This is a genomic window from Alteromonas sp. IB21 (assembly GCF_016405965.1).
Classification (GTDB): Bacteria; Pseudomonadota; Gammaproteobacteria; order Enterobacterales; family Alteromonadaceae; genus Alteromonas.
Genome location: NZ_JAEFCD010000029.1, coordinates 42,069 through 64,687, shown reverse-complemented (window position 1 = coordinate 64,687; position 22,619 = coordinate 42,069). Strand labels below are relative to the sequence as shown.

Sequence of the window (22,619 nt, the reverse complement as noted above, 5' to 3'; positions counted from 1 at the left end):
CGGACTTAGAAAAAGCTGCTTAACTGGGTTGTGTGAATTTGCTTGACCACGTCACATATCCTTCTAAGCCTATGGACTTGTGCTCTACCTCCAGCACTTGTCCTAGGCATCCTTTCGTTCACTGAATACAACCACAAGAGGGTTCTCAGTAGGTACGCCCAAAGATACCTAAATGCAGCCTGAGAGCCTTCTTGTCTTTGTATTCAATTTATTTTCACAAAACTTCAACTATAGGAGAAACACTATGACTGACATTAACGTTGTATACGGCCTTATGCGTGACGGTAAGATTATCGCTATGGATGACGGTACGGTGACATTTACTACGCCTGAGAAAGCCCTTGAAGCTAAGAAGATGCTTAACTTCGAGGAATCGAAAGGTATCTCTACCAAGGTTCAAGCATTCGCACTATCACGTACTGTAGTTGCTGGAGGCTAACGATGAATGCACTAGGTAAACCACACAAAGTTGTGTCTCAGCCTTGCATCAACGTGTACTTAACCAGCAAGAACTTCGAGACCGTCCAGAAGTACCAAGCACGACTTCAAGACACTAGAGGCGTGAAAGTAAGCGCTAGTAGTATCGTGAATGAATGTATCCATAATTACTTAACTGACAAGGTTTAACGTTATGACAACTTCCACATGCAAGGTGTGGGGTTGTTCTCGTCCTATCGATAACGCCAAGTATGGTAAGCACTGTAAGCGACACCGTGAAGCTAATCTGCACAACGGTCATCCAACGTTTAAGCCACCAGCACTATGCAAGCGCTATGCTTCATACAACCAAGAGCTAACTAAAGCTTTTCAAGGTGGTAAACAGTGGTACTCAGAGGCTGACTTAACGCACTACGAGAAAGCCTTTGGTGGCTTGTTAGATGACGCTGAGAAGTTTGAAGCACTATCACCGTATAGACGACTCGGTGACTTACCAGTTCACTCTCAGTTGCTGTATCTGCTCAAAGCTTCAGTTGAAGCAGTAGGTAGGCATGTGACCATGAAACAGTGGTTGTGTATCTACCTCGCTGCTTGGTTCAAGAAAGACTTATTCCCTAACAGGAAGACCTTAGCAATCTTTGTGTGCCGTAAGAGCCTTGTGAGGATGATTAACATGCCTCAGCACATCACAAGGACAGGTAAAAAGAGGCGTTATCGACTGAACGCTAACAGAGCCTTGAAGATGCTAGACATCCTTGAGCCAATCTTCGAGTTATCGCATGTGCCAATCAATAACCTCGGCCTTTGGACTAGGCATTACACATACAAATTAAACCTATCCAACATCCAGAAGCGAGTTATGAGAGAGAAGCACGAGAAGAACCCTTTTCACGCCAAACAACTTAACCGAATTAAAACCATTAAATCCCTTGAACGAAAATACTTAGGAGGATAAATCCATGAGCAAACAAGCTGACATCATTAGAGAACTACAAGAACGTCAGAAAGAACAACAAGACCGTCTTAACGCTGCTGAGGCTATCTGCCAAGACTTACTGAGTCACTTGTATAACAGCGAAGTACAAGGTCGCATTAAGTTCGATGATTACCGCATTAAATACACACAAGAAGCTATTGAACGTCGAGAAGCTGAAGCCAAGGCGAAACAACTTCGAGACAACTTCAACACGGCTAAGGCTGACTTCAAAGATATGGCTGAGGCTAACTTCTGGACTCTTGTGTTCCTGAACGAGAAACAGCGCCAAGAGAAACTAGATGACATCTGGAGCACTATCACGAGTGGCTTAGTGTTCCCTGAAGACGCTAAACGTCCTCAACACATTGTGCCTGAACTGACTGTAGACCAGCTTATTAATCGTCGTGCTGAGTTACTCGACTCAATCAACAAAGCTAACGCTACTCAGTACAACGACAGCATTGAGCACTGCAACCAGTCTAAAGCTGATTTCGCTTTAAGCATGGAACGAGAGCGAGACAAACAGATTGCAGAGATAAATCGCAAGGATGGACTGAAAGAGTCTGAACGACAACAGCAAGTTAGTGAGACACAAGCTTACTTCAAGCGAGAGATTAAGAAGCACTTGCTCGAAATGAATAGACAAATTAGTTCAGCAGAGGTTGGCCTTAAACGTCTTGAAGACTACAAAGCAGAACTAGCGAAGGTTCAACAAGCGCTAGCTAAACAGTTAACCCATTAATCGGAGGAATATACATATGAGTAAACAAACACCACGACTTATCTTTACTGATGGTGCAGCGCCTAACAACCAGAACGGATGTAAACACGGTGGCTTAGGCGTTGTCGTGTTGAATGACCAAGAGGAGGTCTTGGAAACCTACAAGGCACGAGTTGAGCCAGAAGCAGGCAGAGAGACAACCACAAATGTTCGCTGTGAAATGCTGGCAGTCATCAAGGCTCTCGAACTGGCAGAGCCCGAAGACATTATCCACACAGACAACGATATGATTGCTAGAGGCTACAACGAGTGGCTCAAAGGGTGGAAACTGAAAGGCTGGAAGAATGCCAATAAGAAGCCTGTAGCCAATCAAGACCTATGGCAACGTATCGACAAGCTGAAGCAAGAGAAGCCTACGGTTGTCGTTAAGTGGGTTCGAGGTCATAGCGGTATCTATGGCAATGAACTTGCGGATAACTTAGCGACTGAAGCTGCTGCTTAACGAGTGTGGATGAAATGCTGATTCGTGTATCAAGGACTTCTGGTGATTGTATGTGCCACGTGCAATGTTGTGTAAGTTTCTGATATCTTGTGGTAATGCGAGTCAGCATTTAACAATATAGGAGTGTATATGGACATACTATCTGACGATGGTGCCCAAATTGGAGATAGGCTCAAAAGTTGGCAGGAGATGTATGACCGTCCACGATTTGAACAAGAAGTAAATCCAGAGGACGTCGAGATTACCCGCATTATCAGTAACTACGATATGGGGGAAAAAGGTCGGTGTGGTCTTTCAACCTGTAAAACTCCACACAACAAGGGTTACCTAGTTTTGTGTAAGAGAAAACAAGGTTCAATCTTACCTATTGAAACCAATATCGGGCATGTGTGTGGAAAGAACATATTCGGCCACTCATTCGAGGAGCATGAGAAAGCTTATAAAAGAGACATTAATACACTGAGGTTTCGTGAGCTGATTACTGACCACATATGTAAACTTACCGAGTATGAAGAGAAGCTCCACCACCTGAAAAAGGAGTATGGGGGGGTAGAGGCATATGCGTCTATAAGGAACTTCGTAGACAATCATGTACTAAAAGCATCTGAGTTGACTAAGTTAAGGCGCAGGGCGATGACTGGACAATCAGAGATAGTGTATGTTCAGAAAGCATCTGAATACGAGATCGAGATGGAAGAGGTTCGACTCGGGCGTAAGCTTGATGATAGGGAAAGAGATAGGCTTACCACTTCAACAACACTGGGCTACATAGCCGGTGTTAAAGCGGTTAATGATTACACGAAAATCAAAAGAGAATTAGTAGATGAGATGCCCATGTTATTCAAAGACCTAGAACCCGTCGAGCCTGAGTTGTTGACATACCCCCAACTAGAAGTGTGGTCGAAAAGGCTGAACGGGCTTGAAGCTAGGTTCAATGATGTGGTGGCTGTTATTGACGAATGCAAAAGGTTTAGTCAGCCAGATAATATTGATTTCGTTAAGACGAACAGTAGTCTGCTTTAAATTTACTGTGCAATAAATAAGCGGTTGGTGAGATTGATTAAATTTAATTTCGACCAAAATTATTGCTTTATCTGGGTCACTTTCGGGGTCACTTTTTGGGTCTCTAAATTGAAATAAGCTTATGAATGTTGGTGTGTGGAGGTGTATTTATGGCACTGTCATGGGGTGTCAGGGGTCGGAGGTTCAAATCCTCTCACACCGACCAACTATCTTCCTGATATCCTTGCAAAAATCCATTTTTCAAATGTCCAAACCCCAATTTTGCACCGTTTTAATATTTTGGTGCGAGTGAGACGCCACAAAGGCATCCAGTTTTGAGGTTTGGATGAGTCGCAACCTTAAAATCTATCAAAATAGGTTTATCAGCAGATGATAGGCCCACACAAATCAGTGACTTACCCTTTGTTGACTTCAGTACCCTTGCAATAAAGTTTTTACTCTTAGGCCGCTTGGGTAGAAGTTTTACAACATTGTCGAAATCTGGAAAATCGTAATATTCGTTTACGGTTTTAGACACAATTTCTATGAGAGACGAGAACCAAGGTTCTATATAACGCTTAATGCAGAAATAGATAACAAAGGCACCAATTAACATCCCCAGCGAAGCGTTATTCAGTATTGCTATGCAAAACTCTTTGTAAATGTTCCATGGTTTACCAGTATTGATATAGCTTGAAAGTAAATATTTACTAAACAAGAGGACAATTCCAACACTAGCTAAAAGTGTAGTAAACGATAGTGCTGAAAAGACAAAACGGAGTGCTCTGGTTATGAGGGCCTGGTCTGCCCTTAAAAAGGATTTCCCTGCAACAATTAATGAAATCGCAAACAAATAGCCGGACACGAAAAGCGTCATAGTTAACTTGTCAGATGTCGCAATAGATAAGCATTGCCACAATGCATCTCGGGTTAAAGAGTTAATTTCACTGATTTGGAAAAGAAGTGATTTGTTTATCCCGTTTGGTAGTGGTTTCTGTTGAAATAACGCTTCTAGCATAATTAAAACCTCGATAGTTTACAAAAAGTGCGTACATCACTTAATGTGCTAGTTTTTTTGGCTGATAAGCTTAAAATTGTGATTTTTTCTTGGTTTTCCTTTAACTGACTGAAAATATGATGAATTTTTTTTGAAATGCAACGTTCATTAGTCGCACAGTTAGAGCTCTAGATGAGATCTACATTCCTTTGTGCAGGAGAAGCGCTCCCAAGCGCTGATAGAGAGATTGTCACCCCAGTGACAGACTAAAGGTCTGCAGGCCGCCTTCGGAGGGAGTGAAACGAGCGGCAGACCAACTGTGTTTTAAATGATGCAATCAGCCGAAGGCCGGTCGAAATTCCCTTCAGTTTCGGAGCGTAGCGACTCGACCGTTTTAAACGCAGTTGGTCGGGCGGCACGACCGGCGGCGGCATCGGATGAATTTTGTTGAAACGGAATGTCCAGTGAAGTGCAGACAAAAGAGGGTGTGAGGTCATAGGCCCCACGTGTAATTTACCCTCCATCATTGCATGAATTGTTTAGAGAAAAGCGATGATTCTCCTTGTATTCATGTTTAATAATTATATTTAAAAAGTCGGTTGATGTGCGTAACGTTCTAATTAAATGGCTTCGACCGTACGAATTCATATATATTTTTAAGTGGTTAAACCAAGGATTCAAAAAAAGTAATTCAACGCACCGATTCTGTAGTTTTATGGTTTTATACTCACTACTAAAGTATAGTGAAATTAAGTATTTGTGGTAGTCTCTTCTTTGCAATACACACAGAATAAAAAAGTACTACTGAGTTCTGATTGAACCAGCGTCAAGGTGAAATGGAGTTTCTTAAACATGGCATCCTCTATCCAGCAAAGTAACTTTGGGTTTCTACAAGAGCATGATTCACTTTTAGTGGAAATTGCCTCCTCTGCTGAAAAAGCCTTCTCGAGCGATCCCAACACAACATTAATGAAGCTTAGGCAACTGGGTGAAGCGCTGGCACAGCACATTGCAGCATTGGTTGGAATTGAGTTTGACGATAAGACTTCCCAGGCTGATCTGATCTACAAAATTAACCGTGAGTTACAGCTAGAGCCGGTAGTCAGAGAGTTATTCCATACTCTTAGAATGGAAGGTAATAAAGCAATCCATACATTCAGAACTCAGCACAAAGAAGCCATGAATGGTTTAGTGGTTGCACGTAAACTAGCCATATGGTTTCACCAGTCTTTCGGAAAATCAGGGGTTCAATTTAAACCTGGCCCCTTTATTCCACCTGCAGACCCCAGCGAACAGTTACGTCAGTTACAGTCTGAAATTGCAAAGTTAAAAAGTGATTTAGAACAAGCGAATGTTGACTTGGATTCCAGCAATCAACTTCATGAGCTCGTAGCCAAAGAAAAAGCAGAATATGAAGCATTGGCAATGGCAATGGACGAGGAATCTCGGTCTTTGGCGAAGCAAGCGTCTGAACATGAAGATGCCTTACAAGCACAACGTAAGGATTACGAAACAAAGATAAAGGCACTTCAAGCTCAGTTAGCGGCGGCTGATGAGAAAACGCAAACTGCCCAACGCAATCAGATAAACAAAAACACACAGGCGGCAACGCAACACATAGTGTTGGATGAAGCGCTAACCCGCATTTTAATCGATCAGCAACTGTTAGAAGCGGGTTGGACAGCCGATAGCGAAGCGCTTACTTATAAAAGTGGGGCTCGACCAGAAAAAGGCAGTAATATCGCGATTGCCGAATGGCCTACCGAGCATAATGGCGAAAAAGGTAGAGCAGACTATGTACTGTTTTACGGTTTAACGCCCATGGCCGTGGTTGAGGCGAAGAAAGAAAACACCAACGTTGCAGGAAAAATTTCGCAAGCAGAACGATATAGCAAGGGTTTTAGTGTTTCACCTCCTATGCTGGGCGCATGGGAATTAGCAGGTTTAACAATTGCCTGGCCTGATGAACAAGAAAGCCATTATAAAATCCCGTTTGTTTATTCTTGCAATGGTCGCCCTTACGTTCCCCAACTGGCCGAACAGTCTGGAACCTGGTTTCGGGATGTGCGCGAACCTGCCAATACTAAACGTGCACTCCCTAAGTTTCATACGCCAGAAGGCTTAATTGACAAACTCAAACGCAGTAAAGAAGAGGCTGAGAAAAAACTAAAAACTGAGCCATTCGGCTATTTAAAAGTTCGCGATTATCAGCAAAAAGCCATTATTGCGGTTGAAAATACGCTAGCGAAAGAAGTACGCACGGCGCTGTTAGCTATGGCAACAGGAACCGGTAAAACGCGCACCATCATTGGTTTGATGTACCGGTTTCTAAAGGCTGAGCGATTTAAGCGTATTCTATTTTTGGTAGATCGCACCGCACTTGGTCAGCAAGCCATTGATGCGTTTAATGAAGCACCACTAGAACAAAATCATACCTTATCTAAAATCTATAATGTTGCAGAGCTGGGAGATATGGCTGCTGAGGCTGAAACGCGTGTGCAGGTTGCAACCGTACAAGCCATGGTAAAGCGCATATTTATGAGCGACAACCCGCCACCGTTAGACCAGTTTGATTGTATTATTATTGATGAAGCCCACAGAGGGTATACGCTCGACCAGGAAATGACCGAAGGCGAAATCGCTACGCGGGGTGCGAGTCAGTATCTTTCCAGTTACCGCCGGGTGCTCGACTATTTTGATGCCGTCAAAATTGGCTTAACTGCGACGCCAGCGAAACACACCAGTGAAATCTTTGGCAAACCTGTTTATACCTATTCATACCGGGAAGCGGTAGCGGATGACTGGCTAATAGATCACGAACCGCCAATTCGATACGAAACCTTACTCACGCAAAACGGGATTAAATTTGCCAAAGGCGATGAAGTTAGTGCCATTAATACCCAAACTGGTGAAGTACAAAGCGCAGAGCTAGACGATGAACTTAATTTTGAAGTGGAAGCTTTTAATCGCAAAGTAATTAATGAAAACTTCAACAAAGTGATTTGTCAGCAACTGGTTCAAGAACTCGATCCGTTCGGGGATGAAAAAACTCTGATTTTCTGCGCAACCGATTTGCATGCCGATATGGTAAAGCGACTTTTAGACGAAGCGTTTAAAGACCTTTATAACGGTGAATATAACCAAGCGGCAGTCGTTAAAATCACCGGGCAAAGCGACAAAGTGGAACAGCTCATTCGACAGTATAAAAACGAACGCTATCCAAATATTGCCATTACTGTAGACCTACTGACCACCGGTATCGATGTTCCCAAAATTTGTAACCTCGTTTTTATGCGGCGGGTTAAATCACGGATTTTGTATGAGCAAATGATTGGCCGTGCTACCCGCCGCTGTGATGACATTGGTAAAACGGTATTTCGAATTTATGACCCGGTGGATATTTATGCCGCACTGGCCGATGTTAATACCATGAAGCCACTGGTTAAAGATCCCAAGATTACGTTGGAGCAATTGGTACACGAAATCACTAATCCGGAACAATTGGAACGCGCATTGAATGCGCCTGGTGATGCGCCAGAGCAGAGCCATGCCGATGTAGTGCTAAGTCAACTTAGCCAAAAAGTGATGCGCGTAATGCGAAAAGCCGGTAAAAAAGCTGAAAGCAAACCCGCACTTAAGCAAAAACTGGATGAATTACAAGGTTTATGGGGCGTTGAGCCCAAAAGCTTGCATAAACATTTACATGAGCTTGGCCCTAAGCAGGCCTCGGCCTTCATAACAAAACATAGCGGTCTGATAAACCAGTTAGCAGAAGTGAATGAGCTACTGGGCAGTGAACGCCAGCCTATAATTTCTGAGCATCATGATGAAATAAGAGAACGCACCCAAAGCTACGGTGTACATCAAAAGCCAGAAGATTACTTGGACAGCTTTAACCAGTTTATAAAAGAGCAGCTTAACCAAAGTGCAGCCCTTGCTGTAGTGGTGAATAAACCCCGAGATCTGACTCGCGATCAACTAAAAGAAATTAAGCTATTGCTTGATGGTGCTGGATACTCAGAAGCTAAACTACAAAGTGCGGTGCGTAACCAAACTAACCAAGATATTGCAGCAAGCATCATTGGCCATATTCGCCGCGCAGCATTCGGCGAGCCATTGTTACCCTTTGAGCAACGTGTTGCACAGGCTATGTTGCGAATATATGAAAGTCATAACTGGTTACCCGCACAGCGCAAATGGCTTGAGCGCCTGGCAAAACAACTGGTTCACGAAGTAATCATAGATAGAGAATTCGTAAACAGCCGATTTGCAGAGCAGGGCGGAGCAAAGCAGCTGGATAAGGTACTGGGTAATCAACTGGATGTGGTACTGGATGAACTGGGTGATGCAATGTGGCCTCCCCAAAGTGCATAAACCTTATATGTATAAATAAGCAGAAAAACTATACATGTTATACAGTACATGTATAATTTTTTGCGAAATCTATACATATGCAGAGCTACATGTATAAAGAAGGACATAATATTAATCATGCCAGCATCTATCCCATTGTTACCACTTGATAATATAGAGCAGTGGGAAACCCGCGCAGTACTCAAAAAGGTGGCTGAAGCTCACCGCTATCTGGCCGAATTAAAGGGTGTTGCCGCCAGCATTCCCAATGAAGCAATTCTAATCAATACGCTTGCCTTACAGGAAGCAAAAGACAGCTCGGAAGTGGAAAACATCGTAACCACGCATGATGAGCTTTACAAAGCCAACCTATTTGAAGAAGCCATTACCAGCCCTGCAACCAAAGAAGTGCAGGATTACGCGGTAGCATTAAAGCAGGGCTTTCAAACAGCACGGCAAAGCAAGCTCATTCGCTTAAGTGACATTCTCGCCATCCAGCAAAACCTGGAACACAACAACGCAGGTTTACGCAAATTACCTGGCACGGATTTGAAAAATGCCCGTACGGGCGAGGTGGTGTATACACCACCACAACATGCAGACGATATAACAGCGCTAATGGATAACCTGGTGCAGTTCATTAATAACGATGAGTTATGTGATGCAGATCCGCTGGTAAAAATGGCCATCATCCATCATCAGTTTGAAAGCATTCACCCATTCTACGACGGCAATGGCCGCACAGGGCGGATCCTGAATATTTTGTACCTGGTGATTAAAGACTTGCTTAACCTGCCGGTACTGTATTTAAGCCGTTTTATTATTCAGCACAAAGCAGATTACTATAATAATTTGCAGGCTGTGCGTGATACTGGTAACTGGGAACCTTGGATAGCCTTTATGCTTGATGGGGTTATCGACACAGCACAAAACACTATCTCACTCATTACCGAGATGAAAAGCCTGATGACCGATGTAAAACACGGTATTCGTGAACAACTACCCAAAATTTATAGCCAGGATTTACTCAATAACCTGTTTCATCACCCCTATACCAAAATCGATTTTATTATTGATGAGCTAGGGGTAACGCGAATAACCGCCACTAAATATTTAGAGCAGCTAGTAGAACACGGCTTTTTAACCAAACAAAAAATTGGCCGCGCCAACTACTACATTAATGAGCCATTGTGCAAAGTACTAATAGCACACAGCTAAGAACCAAATAATTTATAAAGAGACAAATATGACCAATAACGACATCGTTCAAAAACTCTGGAACCTCTGCGACGTACTTCGCGACGACGGCATTAATTATTCAGATTACGTAACCGAGTTGGTACTTCTGTTATTCATAAAAATGGTGCATGAGAACACTGAAGCGGGCGTATTAAAACGCCATCCACTACCAGAGGGGTGCCGCTGGACAGACATCAACGAAAAGTCGGGTATTAACCTGCTAAACGACTACAAACGCATTCTATTAAGCCTATCAACAGGTAAAGATTCAGACGGTAATATTGTGCATGAAGACCCACTTATCAGTGCAATCTACGCCGATGCACAAACTCGACTGCGTGAACCACGCCATCTAGAACAAATGATCAAAACCCTCGACCATATTGATTGGTTTAGCGCCCAAAAAGACGGGTTAGGTGATTTGTATGAAGGGCTTTTAGAAAAGAACGCATCGGAAACGAAATCCGGGGCAGGGCAGTACTTCACACCTCGCGCGCTAATCAACTGTATGGTGCGCTGCATTAAGCCGCAAGTTGGCGAGGTGATACAAGACCCAGCGGTAGGCACAGCAGGATTCTTAGTTGCTGCCGACCAGTATATGCGTGAACAAACCGATGATTACTTAGAACTTTCTGCTAAAGAAGCTGATTTCCAGAAAAACAAAGCGTTTGTTGGCGTGGAATTAGTACCCAATACAAGGCGCCTAGCGTTAATGAATTGCTTGCTGCACGGTATGGAAGGCGATGAAGAGGGCGTAGTGCATCTTGGAAATGCATTGGGCGATGCTGGGAAGGATTTAAAGCAAGCTGATATTATTCTGGCTAATCCGCCTTTCGGTACCAGTAAAGGTGGCGAAGCATCGAATACCAGAGACGATCTCACATACAAAACCACTAACAAACAACTAGCGTTTTTACAGCATATTTATCGCAATTTAAAACCTGGTGGCCGGGCGGCCGTAGTGCTGCCGGATAACGTACTGTTCGAAGCCGGTGTAGGCACCGATGTTCGCCGTGACTTAATGAATAAATGCAACCTGCACACGATTTTACGTCTACCTACCGGCATTTTTTATGCCCAGGGCGTAAAAACAAATGTCCTGTTTTTTACTAAAGGTTCTGCAAAAGACAAACTCCAGGAAGAAAACTGTACGGAAAATGTGTGGGTGTATGACCTGCGAACCAATATGCCTGGCTTTGGTAAACGCACCCCGTTTGGTAAGTCGGATCTTGGATTTGCGAAAGAAGAATTTGGTACAGATCCACATTTGGGCGCTTTCGAAAAAGTATATGGCGACTTATCTGATGGCACAAGCCAACGCAAAGAAGGTGAGTACAGCTTTGGTGCACAAGAGATTGACGTCGACAAAGAAGTGGTGAAAGAAAACCGGGGGGTTGATGACCGCCTGGCGCACTCCCGCTGGCGCTGCTTTAGCCGTGAGTGGATACGCGAAACAAAAGGCGATTCTTTAGATATTTCTTGGCTGAAAGATAAAGACAGTGTGGATGCTGCAGACTTGCCTGAACCAGATTTATTGGCTCTAGAGGCTAAAAATGAGTTGGAATCTGCATTACGTGAGCTCGATACGTTACTTGAATCGCTCAAGGGGTAACTGGATATGAGCGACAAACAATTACCCTACGGATGGGTTGAGGCTACAATCTCAGAAATCGCTGATATCAACCCCAAGAAAATTGATGCTGCACCTGAAACAGTTGCAGGGTTTGTTCCAATGTCACATGCTCCAACCAACTATTCAGACAATTTAAAATTTGAAGAGAAGTATTGGAGCGAGATTAAAAAGTCTTATACAAATTTTAGAGAACACGACGTTTTAGTGGCTAAAGTCACACCATGTTTTGAAAATGGTAAAGCTGCGATTGTAAAGGGGTTGCCAAATAAAATTGGCGCAGGCAGTTCAGAGTTTTATGTAATACGTCCTGCTATACAAGAAATATCTTCTCGATTTCTTTTTTCTATTGTTAAGTCATATAAGTTTCTTAGCGAAGGAGCTGCAAATATGACGGGAGCTGTTGGCTTGCGACGTGTTCCTCGTTCTTTTGTGGAGACCTTTCCGGTTCTAGTGCCACCACTAGCAGAACAAAAAGCCATTGCTGATAAAATCGATACACTGCTGGCTCAGGTGGAAACCACCAAAGCCCGTCTCGAACGCATCCCCGAAATTCTAAAAAGCTACCGCCAATCAGTCCTAACCGCCGCTATGAGTGGGAAATTAACAGACAAATGGCGAAAAGGAAAAAGGTTAGATGCTAGAGCAGATTTGGCGAGTGAATTGCGATTCACAGATTGTAAGAAGAGAAAAACCGAACCTACGTCATTTCATGATCTAGTAGAAGATATGATTTCTAGTTCTTGGGCTTTATCTAAATTTGACGATCTATACCGCTTCATAGATTACCGAGGAAAGACACCTAGAAAATCTCAATCGGGCAAAAGGTTGTACACAGCTAAAAATATCAAGATGGGATATCTGTCAGACGAGCCAGTAGAGTACATTAGTGAGCAAGATTATGATTCTTGGATGACTCGTGGAAAGTCTAAATTAAACGATATTTTTTTCGTTACAGAAGGCCACACAATGGGTTGTGTGGCTTTGAACGGTATTGGTTCTGATATTGCGTTGGCACAAAGAACTTTGACTTTGCAGCCTTACGGACAATTGATTTCTAAATTCCACTATTATTTTATGTTGACCGAACAATTTCAAAAGGTTGTTGACTTAAACGCAACAGGAACTGCTGCCAAAGGAATAAAGGCAGCAAAGTTCAGAGGCTTACCAGTTCCTTTTCCTGCATATGACGAACAAATAGAAATTGTAAGTAGAGTAGACGTTCTTTTCGGCTTTGCTGATAGCATTGAGCAAAAAGCTAATGCGGCCTTAGAACGTGTTGACAAACTTACCCAATCAATTTTGGCTCAGGCTTTCAAAGGCGAACTCACTGCCACTTGGCGTGAAGCTAACCCTGATTTGCTCTGTGGAGAAAATAGTGCCGAGGCTTTGCTAGAAAAAATTAAAGCAGAACGTGAAGCGTTGAAGCCGGTTAGAAAAAGTAGTGTAAGGAAAAAATCCTGATGCGTTTGCTGTCGCTAACTTTGGAAGGGCAGTACAAAGGATTGAAAGATCAGACCTTTAATTTTGAGGATGCCGATGACAATGTCATCGCATTTATTGGTTTAAATGGCTCTGGCAAATCCCAACTATTGGAGTTAATTGCAGAGTGTTTTGCCTATCTAGAACGTTTGCAGCGAACTGATTTTAAAAACAAAGGGCATTTAGGGTTCGACTTTTCGCTGGTTTATAGCATGAGCGGTTATGTAAATGCAGCACCTTCTGCTCATGCGGAAGTATTCGGTGAAAAACTCCGAGTTGCTGATGGTTTTACCGATCCCAAATTTTCGGTATCAGTCAATGGTGGTGACGTACAGCCAATCGATGTTGAGCAAGCCGACCAATCAATAAAAATAGGCTTAGAACAATTACCCTTACCGCATATTGTGGGATATTCCTCCGGCCTGAATGAAAACTTACAACGTCCGTTTTTAAAAAATGCAAACCAGCTGTTTAAGGCACTGAAAGCTAGAGCACGTTACCATAAAGAAAAACGTGCATTAGACCTGGCATATGAGAATGATCTAAATAATTCGGAATCTGCTTTTAATCAGTTTAGAAAGAACAAAATAGATCTTCTAAAAAGGTATCAACGAAATCATTCATATTTGTTTGATTTTGACTCGGCAAGTTATGTTGAAGATGAGATTGAATTACCAGAAACGGTTACTCAGCCCTCTAACTTGATATACCTCGACTACGATAGTGCACAGCTCGTTGTAGCTTTTATTGATTTTGAATACCAGTCTTTTTATGCCCAAGATTTAGCGAAAAAAAATAAGTTGTACAAGCTTTCTTACTCAAAACCAACGTTGCTGTTACTCGAATTTGATTTTACTCAGCCATATATAGCCGACGAAGTAGTAGAAAATGTTAGGTCCTTTATTAGATTAGCAGGAGCTGGAAATGTTGAGTATCAGGGCAGAAAAACAACCTCAGAAGAATTTGAGTACTACGAATTAGATGCATTGAAGGGTACCATTAGCTTAGATCTCAGCCGGCTAGCTCACGATAGCAGACTATCAACCAATGGCGTACTTAACCCATTTAGGCTTTTCGAGCGCTTGTATAAGACTCAGCAGTTGAGCCTAAAAAATATTAGCGCGCATGACCGATATCAACTGGATAGAAATTATTTTTTTGGGACAGTTAAAAAGCCCCTTAGAGTAAAGTTAGCATTAGCAGCTAAGCGTTTGATGCTAGAAGGGGATAATTTAACTTCAGTTGCTTTTGAAGAGTTATCAGATGGTGAGTCGCAGTTACTGCAGATATTAGCGATATTAAAATTGTATTCGCAGGAAAATACTCTATTTTTACTCGACGAACCAGAGACGCATTTAAATCCAGCCTGGCGAACTTCTTTTCATAAATACGTTTCTGATGCGTTGAATGCCGGTAACAAAGCAACAAAATCACAGGTTTTTCTCTCGACACATTCTCCATTTATGGTCTCTTCTCTCAAGCGCCAAAATGTTTATCAATTCCGGCGAGACGACAACGGACTTATACAGATGAACATGGCGCAAAACGAGACTTACGGTGCATCATTTGATGTGCTAATAAAAGAACTATTTGGACTACGCTCGTTGATCTCTCAAAGCGTGATTGAAGAAATTCGTAAGCAACTAGAGCAAGGTGAACAACAAGCGAAAGTTTGGATCGAAAATAATCTCGGATTGTCTGCGGAAAGAGCATATATGATAAGGAAGCTAACAAAGTAATGTTATTTCGTTTAGTAGATGGAACTCCTTGTTTCGAAGTATTTCGCTTACTCAACTTAGAACTATTGCATTTTCTCGAAGCGGCAGTAAATAAAGACGATTTTGACCGCCAATTATTCACTGTGGGTGCTATCGGCGATGCTTGCTGGGCGAACGGAAACACCCTGGATAAGTTTCAAAAACTATTCGAAGATCTTGGTAATGCTGATGGCGATACCAAACAGCAGCTTTTTCTGGCAATGCAGAATAATCAGGACTTAGAGGTATTCTTTGGCAATCCACAGAGAGGACTTTTAGATTTCTTGAATGGTGACTGTCGAAATTCACTTAAAGAGTTGAGCTCACACCTATACAGCGCGACAAAAGATTTAGTTCCTATTGTTGCTGCCGCTGGAGGGGTTAACATAAATTCTCATTTTTCTGAGTATAGATCTTCAGCCATTAACGGAAACGTTTGCAAAGCTTGTGGTATGGAAAAACTGGCAGTGATTAGAGCTGGTATTCCAGAACAAAGACAATGGCGTTCAGACTACGATCATCAACTTTGTAAATCTAAGTATCCGATTTTTGCGGTTAATCCTTACAATCTTATTCCCTTATGTAGTGTTTGTAATCAGTACGCAAAAAAAGCAAAGGATCTCTTCAAAAGTAGCGATGGGAATTCCCGCTTAGCTTTTTATCCATACACCGAAGAAGCGAGGGGCTTTGTTAATATTGAAATTAGTAATTTATCCGACCCTGAGCCAGCTACCAAAGTTATCTGGTCCACTCAAGATGCAATAGCACTGGAAAAGTTAGAGACATGGGATGAGGTCTACGAGATCAGAAGTCGCGTAGAGGCGGAATTGTGTTCGATTGAGAATATTATTATAGATGAAATTGACCCGATTGATGAAGCTCACCTTCTTAGCAGAATACAAGATGAAGCAAGACCTATTGCTGAAAAGACTTTTAAACGGAAGGAGTGGGTGTTTTGGTATCAGAAATTATTTGCAGCGCTAGAGCTGGTTGAACTCGCACCTTTCGCCGCTAAATTAGGTTTTATGCAAGAGCAGGGCGCTGATGGTGGTGATTTTATTTTAAGCGGCGGTTGATTGACTTCTTTTTTCATTATTTTTTAAACAAGGATGAAGATAGCTTGAGAGTTTATATAGCCAACTTTGGCGAAGAAAATTACGAGTGGCCAGTCTGTAAAGCAAAAGGCACTGTCGCAACTATGAACGATATCAAAGCACAGCCACTATGGGAGCAAGGTAAAAAGGAAGAGTACATCGTTTCCCGAATGAAAAATGATAAGTCAGCCAGGGGACAAGCGCCAACCAGACAAACTGCATCACGTTGGTATAACCTCATGACGATCATCTCTGAGACAGCTGATGATCTCTGGATTCATAGAGATGGCGAGAAGCTATACTGGACTATTTCAAAAAATGCCCCTCATTTCTTTGAAAACAAGAAAGAGCCTGTTGGCCGAAAAAGAGACGTTGTTGTCTGTCATAAACCATGTAAGCAATGGTCAGACCGCAGTAGGTCAGGGCAACAGCTTCTATGGCGTGGTCTTCATCCAAAAGCGAAAGATTTCTTATCAACCGAAGCTACACTCCAGCAATTAAAGCCTGAAAATGCTGAATATGCTATCGCTTTAATAAATGGCGAAGATCTATCGCCTTGGCATGAGCAGGAACTGTGGAAAAAGAAAAATGCCAATGCTTCAAAAGAATATAATCCTGTAACCTATGCGAACAGCGCCAGAAAAGCAGCTATGCGAATGGCAAGAATGGCATTTACTACAGCGAAACAATCTAATGGGCAAACAGTAGAAAGGGTGGTTAAAAATAAAGATGTGAAGTTCCGCAATGAAATTGAGCTTGAGGACTACATAACCGCTTTGATTGAAGCCCAGGAAGGCATGTGCGCATTAACAGAACTGCCACTGGAAATGGACGAGAAGGATGGCGATAAAGAGCTTATTTGCTCCTTGGACAGAATCGATAGCAACGGTCACTACGAGAGAGATAATCTTCAAGTTGTTTGCCGATTTATCAACCGCTGGAAAAGTGATTCGGATAATGAAGAGTTTAGGAGATTGCTAAAAATTTTGGGAATTAGCTGTATGACTCAAGATAATTAAGTAGTTTTTTATTCATAGCGTCGAATTGATAACACCAACTACAAAATGCGGGTAAAAGTTGCAGGGGAAAAATGCTTGCTTAGAGTCAAACACTAAAAATGTTCCCAGCTGTCGAAATACATGGAGGTAATAGAAAATGACCAAAAAGTGCAGTTACAACCATGGAAATGGCGAAACCTGTAAGCATCCAGCAGAAGAAAAAGCGCTTAATGAGGCAGAGCTGTGCCTATTCCATCAAACTATAAGGCAGGGTGATGCTCAAAAGCGTTTTTGGTGGAGATTGAAACGACTGGATTTAAAGGGAGACGGTGATTGGAGAGGCTTTAACTTCCCAATAACTAAAGAGCTAGAAAATGTGGTGTGTAAAACATCATTGAGATTACGAAATGCGAGCCTTTATGGAGTCAAAATAAAACAGGGCGTGTTTGAAGGCAATGTAGATATGACTGGTTGTGAAATTAGCAGCTTGGAACTACAAACCTGCAAATTCAAAGGCTCAGTTGATCTTAGCGGACTAGAGTTTAGCTTTTTTAAAGCTGCGTCTATTGAAGTAGAAGAAAGTTTTATCGCAAAAGAAGTAAAGTTTGATGGTGAATTCTTTATTTCGGGAGCTTTAAAACAGTTAGCTAACTTCAACCGTTGTCACTTCTCTAGTAAGGCAACATTTATACAAACCAAAACCGTTTCACTATCCGCGAGCTCCGCAGTTAGTTTTACTGTAGCCGGCCCATCTGTAGTAGTAACTCAGAAACCTGGACCTGAAGTTAATACTTGGACAAAGATTAAATACCAGTATAGAAACTATAAGTCATTTCTCAAAAGCCGCATTCGCCACTATATTCGAACTTTCGTGGGATTTGTGAAAAAGTTTCTACGAAAGATAAGAACAAGTCTTCTAAGAGCGTTTAACCGTTATCGCGTTAGATTTCCGCACAGACGAGAACACGTAGTTCTGTATGTTCTTTTCAATAGCAGAGCCATGCTTGAAGAAATAAACTTTGCGGATCCTAAAAGGGTTACTTTCAATGGAGTAAGACTTTCTGAAGCGAGTTTTCGAAATACTGACCTTCGCGGCGTTAATTTTATAGGGAATGATTGGCGGCAGAAAAAGATTAGGCGCAATGGATTGTTTGATGAACTAAGTTTTCACCAACAATATGATTATTACAGCAGGCGCGAGATGCTGCCAGGGATCGAGAATACCTATCGAAATATAAGGTACTCACTTGAAGAGAATAAGGACTTTGGATTAGCGAATGATTTTTTCGTAGGGGAGATGGAAGCTAAGCGAAGGCAGCTAAAATGGTGGCGGCGTTGGTTACTGAGTGTGCCTGCTGCATATAAAATTTTTAGCAACTATGGGACCAGCCCTTTAAGAGTGTTTTTATGGTTGTCACTACTCACTTTTCTAAATGCTTATCACCTATGGGATTATTCAATTTACGCTAATGAGTCACTAATTGAGGTGAATACTTCAGAAGTGGATATAAGCTCATCGTTGAACGGTTTTGAAACACTAATGAATTCTATCAAGATTAACCTTGAAGGAATTAGAGGTGTACTAACATACTCGATACAGACTTTAACACTTCAAAAAGATAAGCTTGAAATTTTTGATAATCTACCGAAAAACTCCCCCGTTTATTTAATAAATACGCTATACGCAGTTATAGGCCCCATTATTATTGCCCTGTTTGCCGTATCAATCCGTACGCGGATAAAACGCAACTAATAGCAATATTTACAGCATGTAGATTGCGTGAAATATGGAAGTTTTTAACTAGGGATAGTGCACCCATTTGTACACTAGCAGCACATTTCGGCACCCGAAACGTAATGCTACGTATCACTATATAGTGTCGCTCTGACGGGAGTACCACTATATATTGCTATGTAACGTGATCAGACTATTTTCAAATCCTCTCACACCGACCAACTTCTCTCTTCGAAGCGACACCCAAGCATTCAATTTCCAATAAATTCAAAAACCGATTCCAACACCATCTCAGCACTTTCGATCTGCGGATAATGCCCAATATCAGCAAGCTCAACTACGTCAGCATTCGGAATAAGCGCTCTGTATCGTGCCACCATGTGTGCACCCGAAATTGGATCTGCCATGCCGGCGGTGAGTCGCACAGGAACGTTGGCATTTTGTAAGGCACCTACCCAACGATCTCGGTACTGCTTCCTCTGTTTCATATAGTCTAAGAGCAAATGCATATATTTGTGCCCATTGTTTTCAGTAATAAGCGCCCAAAAGTCATCGATGCCTCTATCTGAAGGTGGTGTGTTTTGGCCAAAAATATTGTGCATGCTTTTTCTAATTGCGTTTTTGTTTAAAAAGCGAATGAGTAGGCCACCAATAGGGGATAGCAGTAGTTTTTGGATAGGTAAGGCGCGATGTGTTTCAGGAAATAGGCCGCCGTTAAGTAGGTGCAGTGAATCAATGCTAAACGAAAGGCTTTTTCCCAGGTGTTGCGCCAAAAGCTCTTGCGCTACGGTATCACCGTAATCGTGGGATAGAACGTGGGCATGGGGAATTTTTAAATGCTCCATTAAAGCACTTATGACAGCGGCTTGTTCTTTTATGAGGTATTTTTTAGGTCCTTTAGAGCTAAAACCAAACCCCAGCATATCGAGTGTTACACAACGAAACGTCTTTGTGAGTGTTGGCCATAACTTTATATAGTCGAAGCTGGCGGTGGGGTAGCCGTGAATGAGCAAAAGCACTGGGCCCTTACCCTCAGTTTGATAGAAAACGCGCTGATGATTAATATCTAAAAACTGACCGCTTTCACGCCACTGATTAAGCTGCATCTTTACTCACTCATATTCCTTAAATATGCCCAGCTTGGCCTGCTGGTGGATAAAAAACTGTCGCAAAGACGACAGTTCTAGAATCAACCGAAATATTTGAGAGTGTCGGTGAAAGCTCAGTCCTCAGCGGGGATACATACGGTTACTGTAGTACCGTCTCCAGGCGTTGATAAAAGGCCAATATCACCATTAAACTTTTGCCTAACTAGATTATATAAAATATGGAGGCCCAGTCCCGTGCCGCCCTTATCTCTGGCGGTAGTATAGAAAGGTTCAAATACTTTTCGGTGAAACTCTTCGGCAATACCTTTGCCGTTGTCCCTTACGCTTATAACAATATGGTTGTCTTGTTTACTGCAAGACACGGCGATTTTGTTGCCACTGTTATTTACTGACGGTCCAAAGGCGTGACGTTGTGCATTTGAAATCAGGTTCGTTAATATTTGTGCGTTAACCCCAGGACAGGTGGTAATCACAAAATTGGGTGTTGTATCAATTGAAAGTTCCACTTGCTCTTTGCGAAGCATAGGCTTAAGCGGGCTGCATACGCGCGGAATGTACTCGTCCAGCGCTATCTTTTCAATTTCTAACGAGGTTTGGTCGGCAGAGGTTCGTTTGAAATCCTGCACCAAATTTGCTGCGCGCATAATGCTGTTTTCGGTGTCAGAGAGTGACTGTCTAAGCTTCACACTAAGGAATAGACGGCAATGTCAGAGAGTGACTGTCTAACCTTCATTATTCAGGAACAGTTAGGGCATGCTGATATCTCAACCACGCAAGTCTACACTCATGTCACTAATAAACAGCTGGTAGAGACCTATCAGCGCACCCACCCCGCCGCGCTTAACGGGAAATAGCGCCGCCGGGTGCTATTGTGTTATCGAGTAAGGGTTTAAAAACTGCCGCTGCCAAAACAACCGCTTATCGATTTCAGTCAGTTCAGCTTCGGCACAGACGGCATCAAAGTTCGCTTTAATTATCTGAATTTGATGTTCAAAAATAGCCTTGGCTTCTTCCTGCGATAGCAGAAAGTTGTGCGCGGCTTGAAGGCAAGTCGCGAGTTGGCTCATTTTATTGCTACCTGCAATCAGCATGGCCTGAGACGCTTCGTTTCCGGTACGCCCCTGAGGGCATATATCATAGGCCGGTGTTAACGCTAGTGTATGGCCATTCCAAAACGCTGCATGGTTGCGAGCATGATCGTCTGTATTGCCGCAAAGAACATTAAAGGTCAGGCGGCTAAATAGTTCCCGAAGTGTCTCTTTCGGTTTAGTAAATCTGTGTCGAATAATTTCTGCTAGTGTCTCATAGCTGGCATACCGCGCCATCATGTCATCCAGTGCAAACAGGGTAAGTGCTGACACAATAGATTTTCTTTCCCAGCCTTGCTCTGAAGCTACACGATCAAACCTTTCTACCAGCAGTACATTTTTATTCGCGGCCTTGGTTAGTTTGACCGGCGCCACATCAAGTCCAGCCAGTTTGGCTAATCGCATGGCGATGTATTCAGCCTTAACGACACTGTAGATATCATTACTGGCAGAAAATTTTGCGATGTATTTTGTTCCGTCCTCTTCAATCAGGGCTTTAGGGCGTGCGCCACCAATCGAACTTCCATGAAATAGGGCTTGATCTAGCTCGGGTGTTAGCGGTATGCCTTTTTCAACGCGTTCTGCCGATTCTAATAATTCCTCTATGGTGACATTCTTCGCAGAGCGCGGCACGTATTCGGTAGGAGAGAGCTGAAAATCTAATGCACCAATGCGGTCAGACCCCGACTCCATAAGATAGGTCAGTTCATCTAGCTGGGCCGTATCGATATCATCACCGTTATACCCGAGGCGTCGGTTGATAATAACGCGTCTGCCCCATGCATCTGGCGCACTGTCACGGATACAGCCGGGCACACTGAGCCCGTCTAATAACGGAAGTGCACCGGGACGCAGGGGGAGTTCAGGTTCATAGATAGGCACTGCATCCTTCACTCTCTCTAAGTAACTTTTACCGTAGTTGAAGATCAAGTTATCACCATCAGGAGCGAGACGACCTGCCACGACAGGCTGGGTTTCTTCGGGCAACCAAATCCAGACGAATGCTTCTTTATAATCCTGTTTAGAAGTCATCTATCACTTCCTTCTTCGTTTTTCGGGCACTTTTAGGCAGCAGTGACAGCTTTTCTTCAATTTGCCTGACCTGCATGGTAAGTCGGCTAGGCTCTGCCTCAAACAATGTTACACCGACGATTCTGGCTACCTCAAAAGTTGCTCCTATTTCGCATTTAGGATCTGCCTTTTCTATGCGGGAAAGCATCCCTCTGGAAATACCTGCGCGGTCTGCAACCTCTTGCGCACTCATCTTTTTCTCGAGTCTTGAGGCACGAATGAGCTTTGCCAATAATGTTAGCGCTTCTTCGGTGTAACTGGAGTAACTTCTGACTGTGGATTTTGGCATTTGCGTCACATATGAAACATTTAACCGATTAATGTTCTATGTAGTGCATTTAAATATATTAGTCAAACTCCATGATGTTTTCTTTGTGCTATATATAAAGCATATGTGTTCTTTATGCTCTATATGTAACTCAATAGG

Annotated in this window: 19 protein-coding genes and 1 tRNA gene; 15 read left to right on the top strand and 5 right to left on the bottom strand. The window is 42.8% G+C overall.

Going from position 1 to position 22,619, the window contains the following annotated elements:
• Nucleotides 1–244: 244 nt before the first annotated feature.
• From JC525_RS16900 to JC525_RS16875, 6 genes are all read left to right on the top strand, one after another.
• On the top strand, nt 245–439 hold the full coding sequence (locus JC525_RS16900) for a hypothetical protein (RefSeq protein WP_198816874.1): 195 nt from the start codon (nt 245–247) through the stop codon (nt 437–439).
• Between the two features lie 192 nt (nt 440–631).
• Complete coding sequence (locus JC525_RS16895) at nt 632–1,393, top strand: hypothetical protein (protein ID WP_198816873.1); 762 nt, start codon at nt 632–634, stop codon at nt 1,391–1,393.
• Nucleotides 1,394–1,397: 4 nt separating this feature from the next.
• On the top strand, nt 1,398–2,156 hold the full coding sequence (locus tag JC525_RS16890) for a hypothetical protein (protein ID WP_198816872.1): 759 nt from the start codon (nt 1,398–1,400) through the stop codon (nt 2,154–2,156).
• A 16-nt stretch (nt 2,157–2,172) separates the two neighbouring features.
• Entirely contained in the window at nt 2,173–2,637 is a 465-nt protein-coding gene (locus tag JC525_RS16885; protein WP_198816871.1) for an RNase H family protein, read from the top strand.
• Nucleotides 2,638–2,766: 129 nt separating this feature from the next.
• On the top strand, nt 2,767–3,660 hold the full coding sequence (locus JC525_RS16880; RefSeq protein ID WP_198816870.1) for a hypothetical protein: 894 nt from the start codon (nt 2,767–2,769) through the stop codon (nt 3,658–3,660).
• A 129-nt stretch (nt 3,661–3,789) separates the two neighbouring features.
• Nucleotides 3,790–3,865: transfer RNA gene (locus JC525_RS16875), tRNA-Pro, on the top strand.
• Nucleotides 3,866–3,931: 66 nt separating this feature from the next.
• On the opposite strand, the gene JC525_RS16870 is transcribed toward JC525_RS16875, so the two are convergent.
• The gene (locus tag JC525_RS16870; protein ID WP_198816869.1) at nt 3,932–4,657 is read right to left on the bottom strand and encodes a hypothetical protein; all 726 of its coding nucleotides are present in this window, start codon (nt 4,655–4,657) and stop codon (nt 3,932–3,934) included.
• A gap of 831 nt (nt 4,658–5,488) precedes the next feature.
• Between JC525_RS16870 and hsdR the strand changes: the two genes are divergently transcribed.
• The 8 genes from hsdR to JC525_RS16830 all read left to right on the top strand — a co-directional run bounded on the left by hsdR (nt 5,489) and on the right by JC525_RS16830 (nt 18,942).
• Entirely contained in the window at nt 5,489–9,010 is a 3,522-nt protein-coding gene (gene hsdR, locus JC525_RS16865) for a type I restriction-modification system endonuclease (protein WP_198816868.1), read from the top strand.
• A 117-nt stretch (nt 9,011–9,127) separates the two neighbouring features.
• The gene (locus tag JC525_RS16860; RefSeq protein WP_198816867.1) at nt 9,128–10,207 is read left to right on the top strand and encodes a Fic family protein; all 1,080 of its coding nucleotides are present in this window, start codon (nt 9,128–9,130) and stop codon (nt 10,205–10,207) included.
• A 28-nt stretch (nt 10,208–10,235) separates the two neighbouring features.
• Nucleotides 10,236–11,840, top strand: a complete 1,605-nt coding sequence (locus JC525_RS16855; RefSeq protein WP_198816866.1) for a class I SAM-dependent DNA methyltransferase — start codon at nt 10,236–10,238, stop codon at nt 11,838–11,840.
• 6 nt (nt 11,841–11,846) lie between these two features.
• Nucleotides 11,847–13,322 carry a restriction endonuclease subunit S gene (locus JC525_RS16850; protein ID WP_198816865.1) on the top strand — a complete coding sequence of 492 codons (1,476 nt, stop codon included), beginning with the start codon at nt 11,847–11,849 and terminating at the stop codon, nt 13,320–13,322.
• Nucleotides 13,322–15,079 carry an AAA family ATPase gene (locus tag JC525_RS16845; protein WP_198816864.1) on the top strand — a complete coding sequence of 586 codons (1,758 nt, stop codon included), beginning with the start codon at nt 13,322–13,324 and terminating at the stop codon, nt 15,077–15,079. The genes JC525_RS16850 and JC525_RS16845 overlap by 1 nt, the downstream gene beginning before the upstream one ends.
• Entirely contained in the window at nt 15,079–16,173 is a 1,095-nt protein-coding gene (locus tag JC525_RS16840) for a hypothetical protein (protein WP_198816863.1), read from the top strand. Before JC525_RS16845 ends, JC525_RS16840 begins: the two co-directional genes overlap by 1 nt.
• Complete coding sequence (locus tag JC525_RS16835; RefSeq protein ID WP_233095266.1) at nt 16,170–17,210, top strand: hypothetical protein; 1,041 nt, start codon at nt 16,170–16,172, stop codon at nt 17,208–17,210. Before JC525_RS16840 ends, JC525_RS16835 begins: the two co-directional genes overlap by 4 nt.
• 136 nt (nt 17,211–17,346) lie before the next feature.
• Nucleotides 17,347–18,942, top strand: coding sequence for a pentapeptide repeat-containing protein (locus JC525_RS16830; protein WP_198816862.1), 1,596 nt, complete (start codon nt 17,347–17,349; stop codon nt 18,940–18,942).
• A 233-nt stretch (nt 18,943–19,175) separates the two neighbouring features.
• Here JC525_RS16830 and JC525_RS16825 read toward each other — a convergent pair whose 3' ends face one another.
• Nucleotides 19,176–20,030, bottom strand: a complete 855-nt coding sequence (locus JC525_RS16825; RefSeq protein WP_198816861.1) for an alpha/beta fold hydrolase — start codon at nt 20,028–20,030, stop codon at nt 19,176–19,178.
• 116 nt (nt 20,031–20,146) lie between these two features.
• A complete protein-coding gene (locus tag JC525_RS16820) occupies nt 20,147–20,677 on the bottom strand; it encodes a sensor histidine kinase (protein WP_233095265.1) in 531 nt (176 codons plus the stop codon).
• Between the two features lie 60 nt (nt 20,678–20,737).
• On the opposite strand from JC525_RS16820, the gene JC525_RS16815 reads away from it, so the two are divergent.
• Nucleotides 20,738–20,887 carry a hypothetical protein gene (locus JC525_RS16815; RefSeq protein WP_198816860.1) on the top strand — a complete coding sequence of 50 codons (150 nt, stop codon included), beginning with the start codon at nt 20,738–20,740 and terminating at the stop codon, nt 20,885–20,887.
• A gap of 12 nt (nt 20,888–20,899) precedes the next feature.
• On the opposite strand, the gene JC525_RS16810 is transcribed toward JC525_RS16815, so the two are convergent.
• The gene (locus JC525_RS16810) at nt 20,900–22,153 is read right to left on the bottom strand and encodes a type II toxin-antitoxin system HipA family toxin (protein WP_198816859.1); all 1,254 of its coding nucleotides are present in this window, start codon (nt 22,151–22,153) and stop codon (nt 20,900–20,902) included.
• Complete coding sequence (locus JC525_RS16805; RefSeq protein WP_198816858.1) at nt 22,143–22,481, bottom strand: helix-turn-helix transcriptional regulator; 339 nt, start codon at nt 22,479–22,481, stop codon at nt 22,143–22,145. The genes JC525_RS16810 and JC525_RS16805 overlap by 11 nt, the downstream gene beginning before the upstream one ends.
• Nucleotides 22,482–22,619 lie beyond the last annotated feature (138 nt).

Excerpts from the sequence above, each read along its gene's own strand:
- JC525_RS16900 (WP_198816874.1), top strand. The coding sequence starts at position 245 with ATGACTGACATTAACGTTGTATACGGCCTTATGCGTGACGGTAAGATT.
- JC525_RS16895 (WP_198816873.1), top strand. The coding sequence starts at position 632 with ATGACAACTTCCACATGCAAGGTGTGGGGTTGTTCTCGTCCTATCGAT.
- JC525_RS16890 (WP_198816872.1), top strand. The coding sequence starts at position 1,398 with ATGAGCAAACAAGCTGACATCATTAGAGAACTACAAGAACGTCAGAAA.
- JC525_RS16885 (WP_198816871.1), top strand. The coding sequence starts at position 2,173 with ATGAGTAAACAAACACCACGACTTATCTTTACTGATGGTGCAGCGCCT.
- JC525_RS16880 (WP_198816870.1), top strand. The coding sequence starts at position 2,767 with ATGGACATACTATCTGACGATGGTGCCCAAATTGGAGATAGGCTCAAA.
- JC525_RS16870 (WP_198816869.1), bottom strand. The coding sequence starts at position 4,657 with ATGCTAGAAGCGTTATTTCAACAGAAACCACTACCAAACGGGATAAAC.
- hsdR (WP_198816868.1), top strand. The coding sequence starts at position 5,489 with ATGGCATCCTCTATCCAGCAAAGTAACTTTGGGTTTCTACAAGAGCAT.
- JC525_RS16860 (WP_198816867.1), top strand. The coding sequence starts at position 9,128 with ATGCCAGCATCTATCCCATTGTTACCACTTGATAATATAGAGCAGTGG.
- JC525_RS16855 (WP_198816866.1), top strand. The coding sequence starts at position 10,236 with ATGACCAATAACGACATCGTTCAAAAACTCTGGAACCTCTGCGACGTA.
- JC525_RS16850 (WP_198816865.1), top strand. The coding sequence starts at position 11,847 with ATGAGCGACAAACAATTACCCTACGGATGGGTTGAGGCTACAATCTCA.
- JC525_RS16845 (WP_198816864.1), top strand. The coding sequence starts at position 13,322 with ATGCGTTTGCTGTCGCTAACTTTGGAAGGGCAGTACAAAGGATTGAAA.
- JC525_RS16840 (WP_198816863.1), top strand. The coding sequence starts at position 15,079 with ATGTTATTTCGTTTAGTAGATGGAACTCCTTGTTTCGAAGTATTTCGC.
- JC525_RS16830 (WP_198816862.1), top strand. The coding sequence starts at position 17,347 with ATGACCAAAAAGTGCAGTTACAACCATGGAAATGGCGAAACCTGTAAG.
- JC525_RS16825 (WP_198816861.1), bottom strand. The coding sequence starts at position 20,030 with ATGCAGCTTAATCAGTGGCGTGAAAGCGGTCAGTTTTTAGATATTAAT.
- JC525_RS16820 (WP_233095265.1), bottom strand. The coding sequence starts at position 20,677 with ATGCGCGCAGCAAATTTGGTGCAGGATTTCAAACGAACCTCTGCCGAC.
- JC525_RS16815 (WP_198816860.1), top strand. The coding sequence starts at position 20,738 with ATGTCAGAGAGTGACTGTCTAACCTTCATTATTCAGGAACAGTTAGGG.
- JC525_RS16810 (WP_198816859.1), bottom strand. The coding sequence starts at position 22,153 with ATGACTTCTAAACAGGATTATAAAGAAGCATTCGTCTGGATTTGGTTG.
- JC525_RS16805 (WP_198816858.1), bottom strand. The coding sequence starts at position 22,481 with ATGCCAAAATCCACAGTCAGAAGTTACTCCAGTTACACCGAAGAAGCG.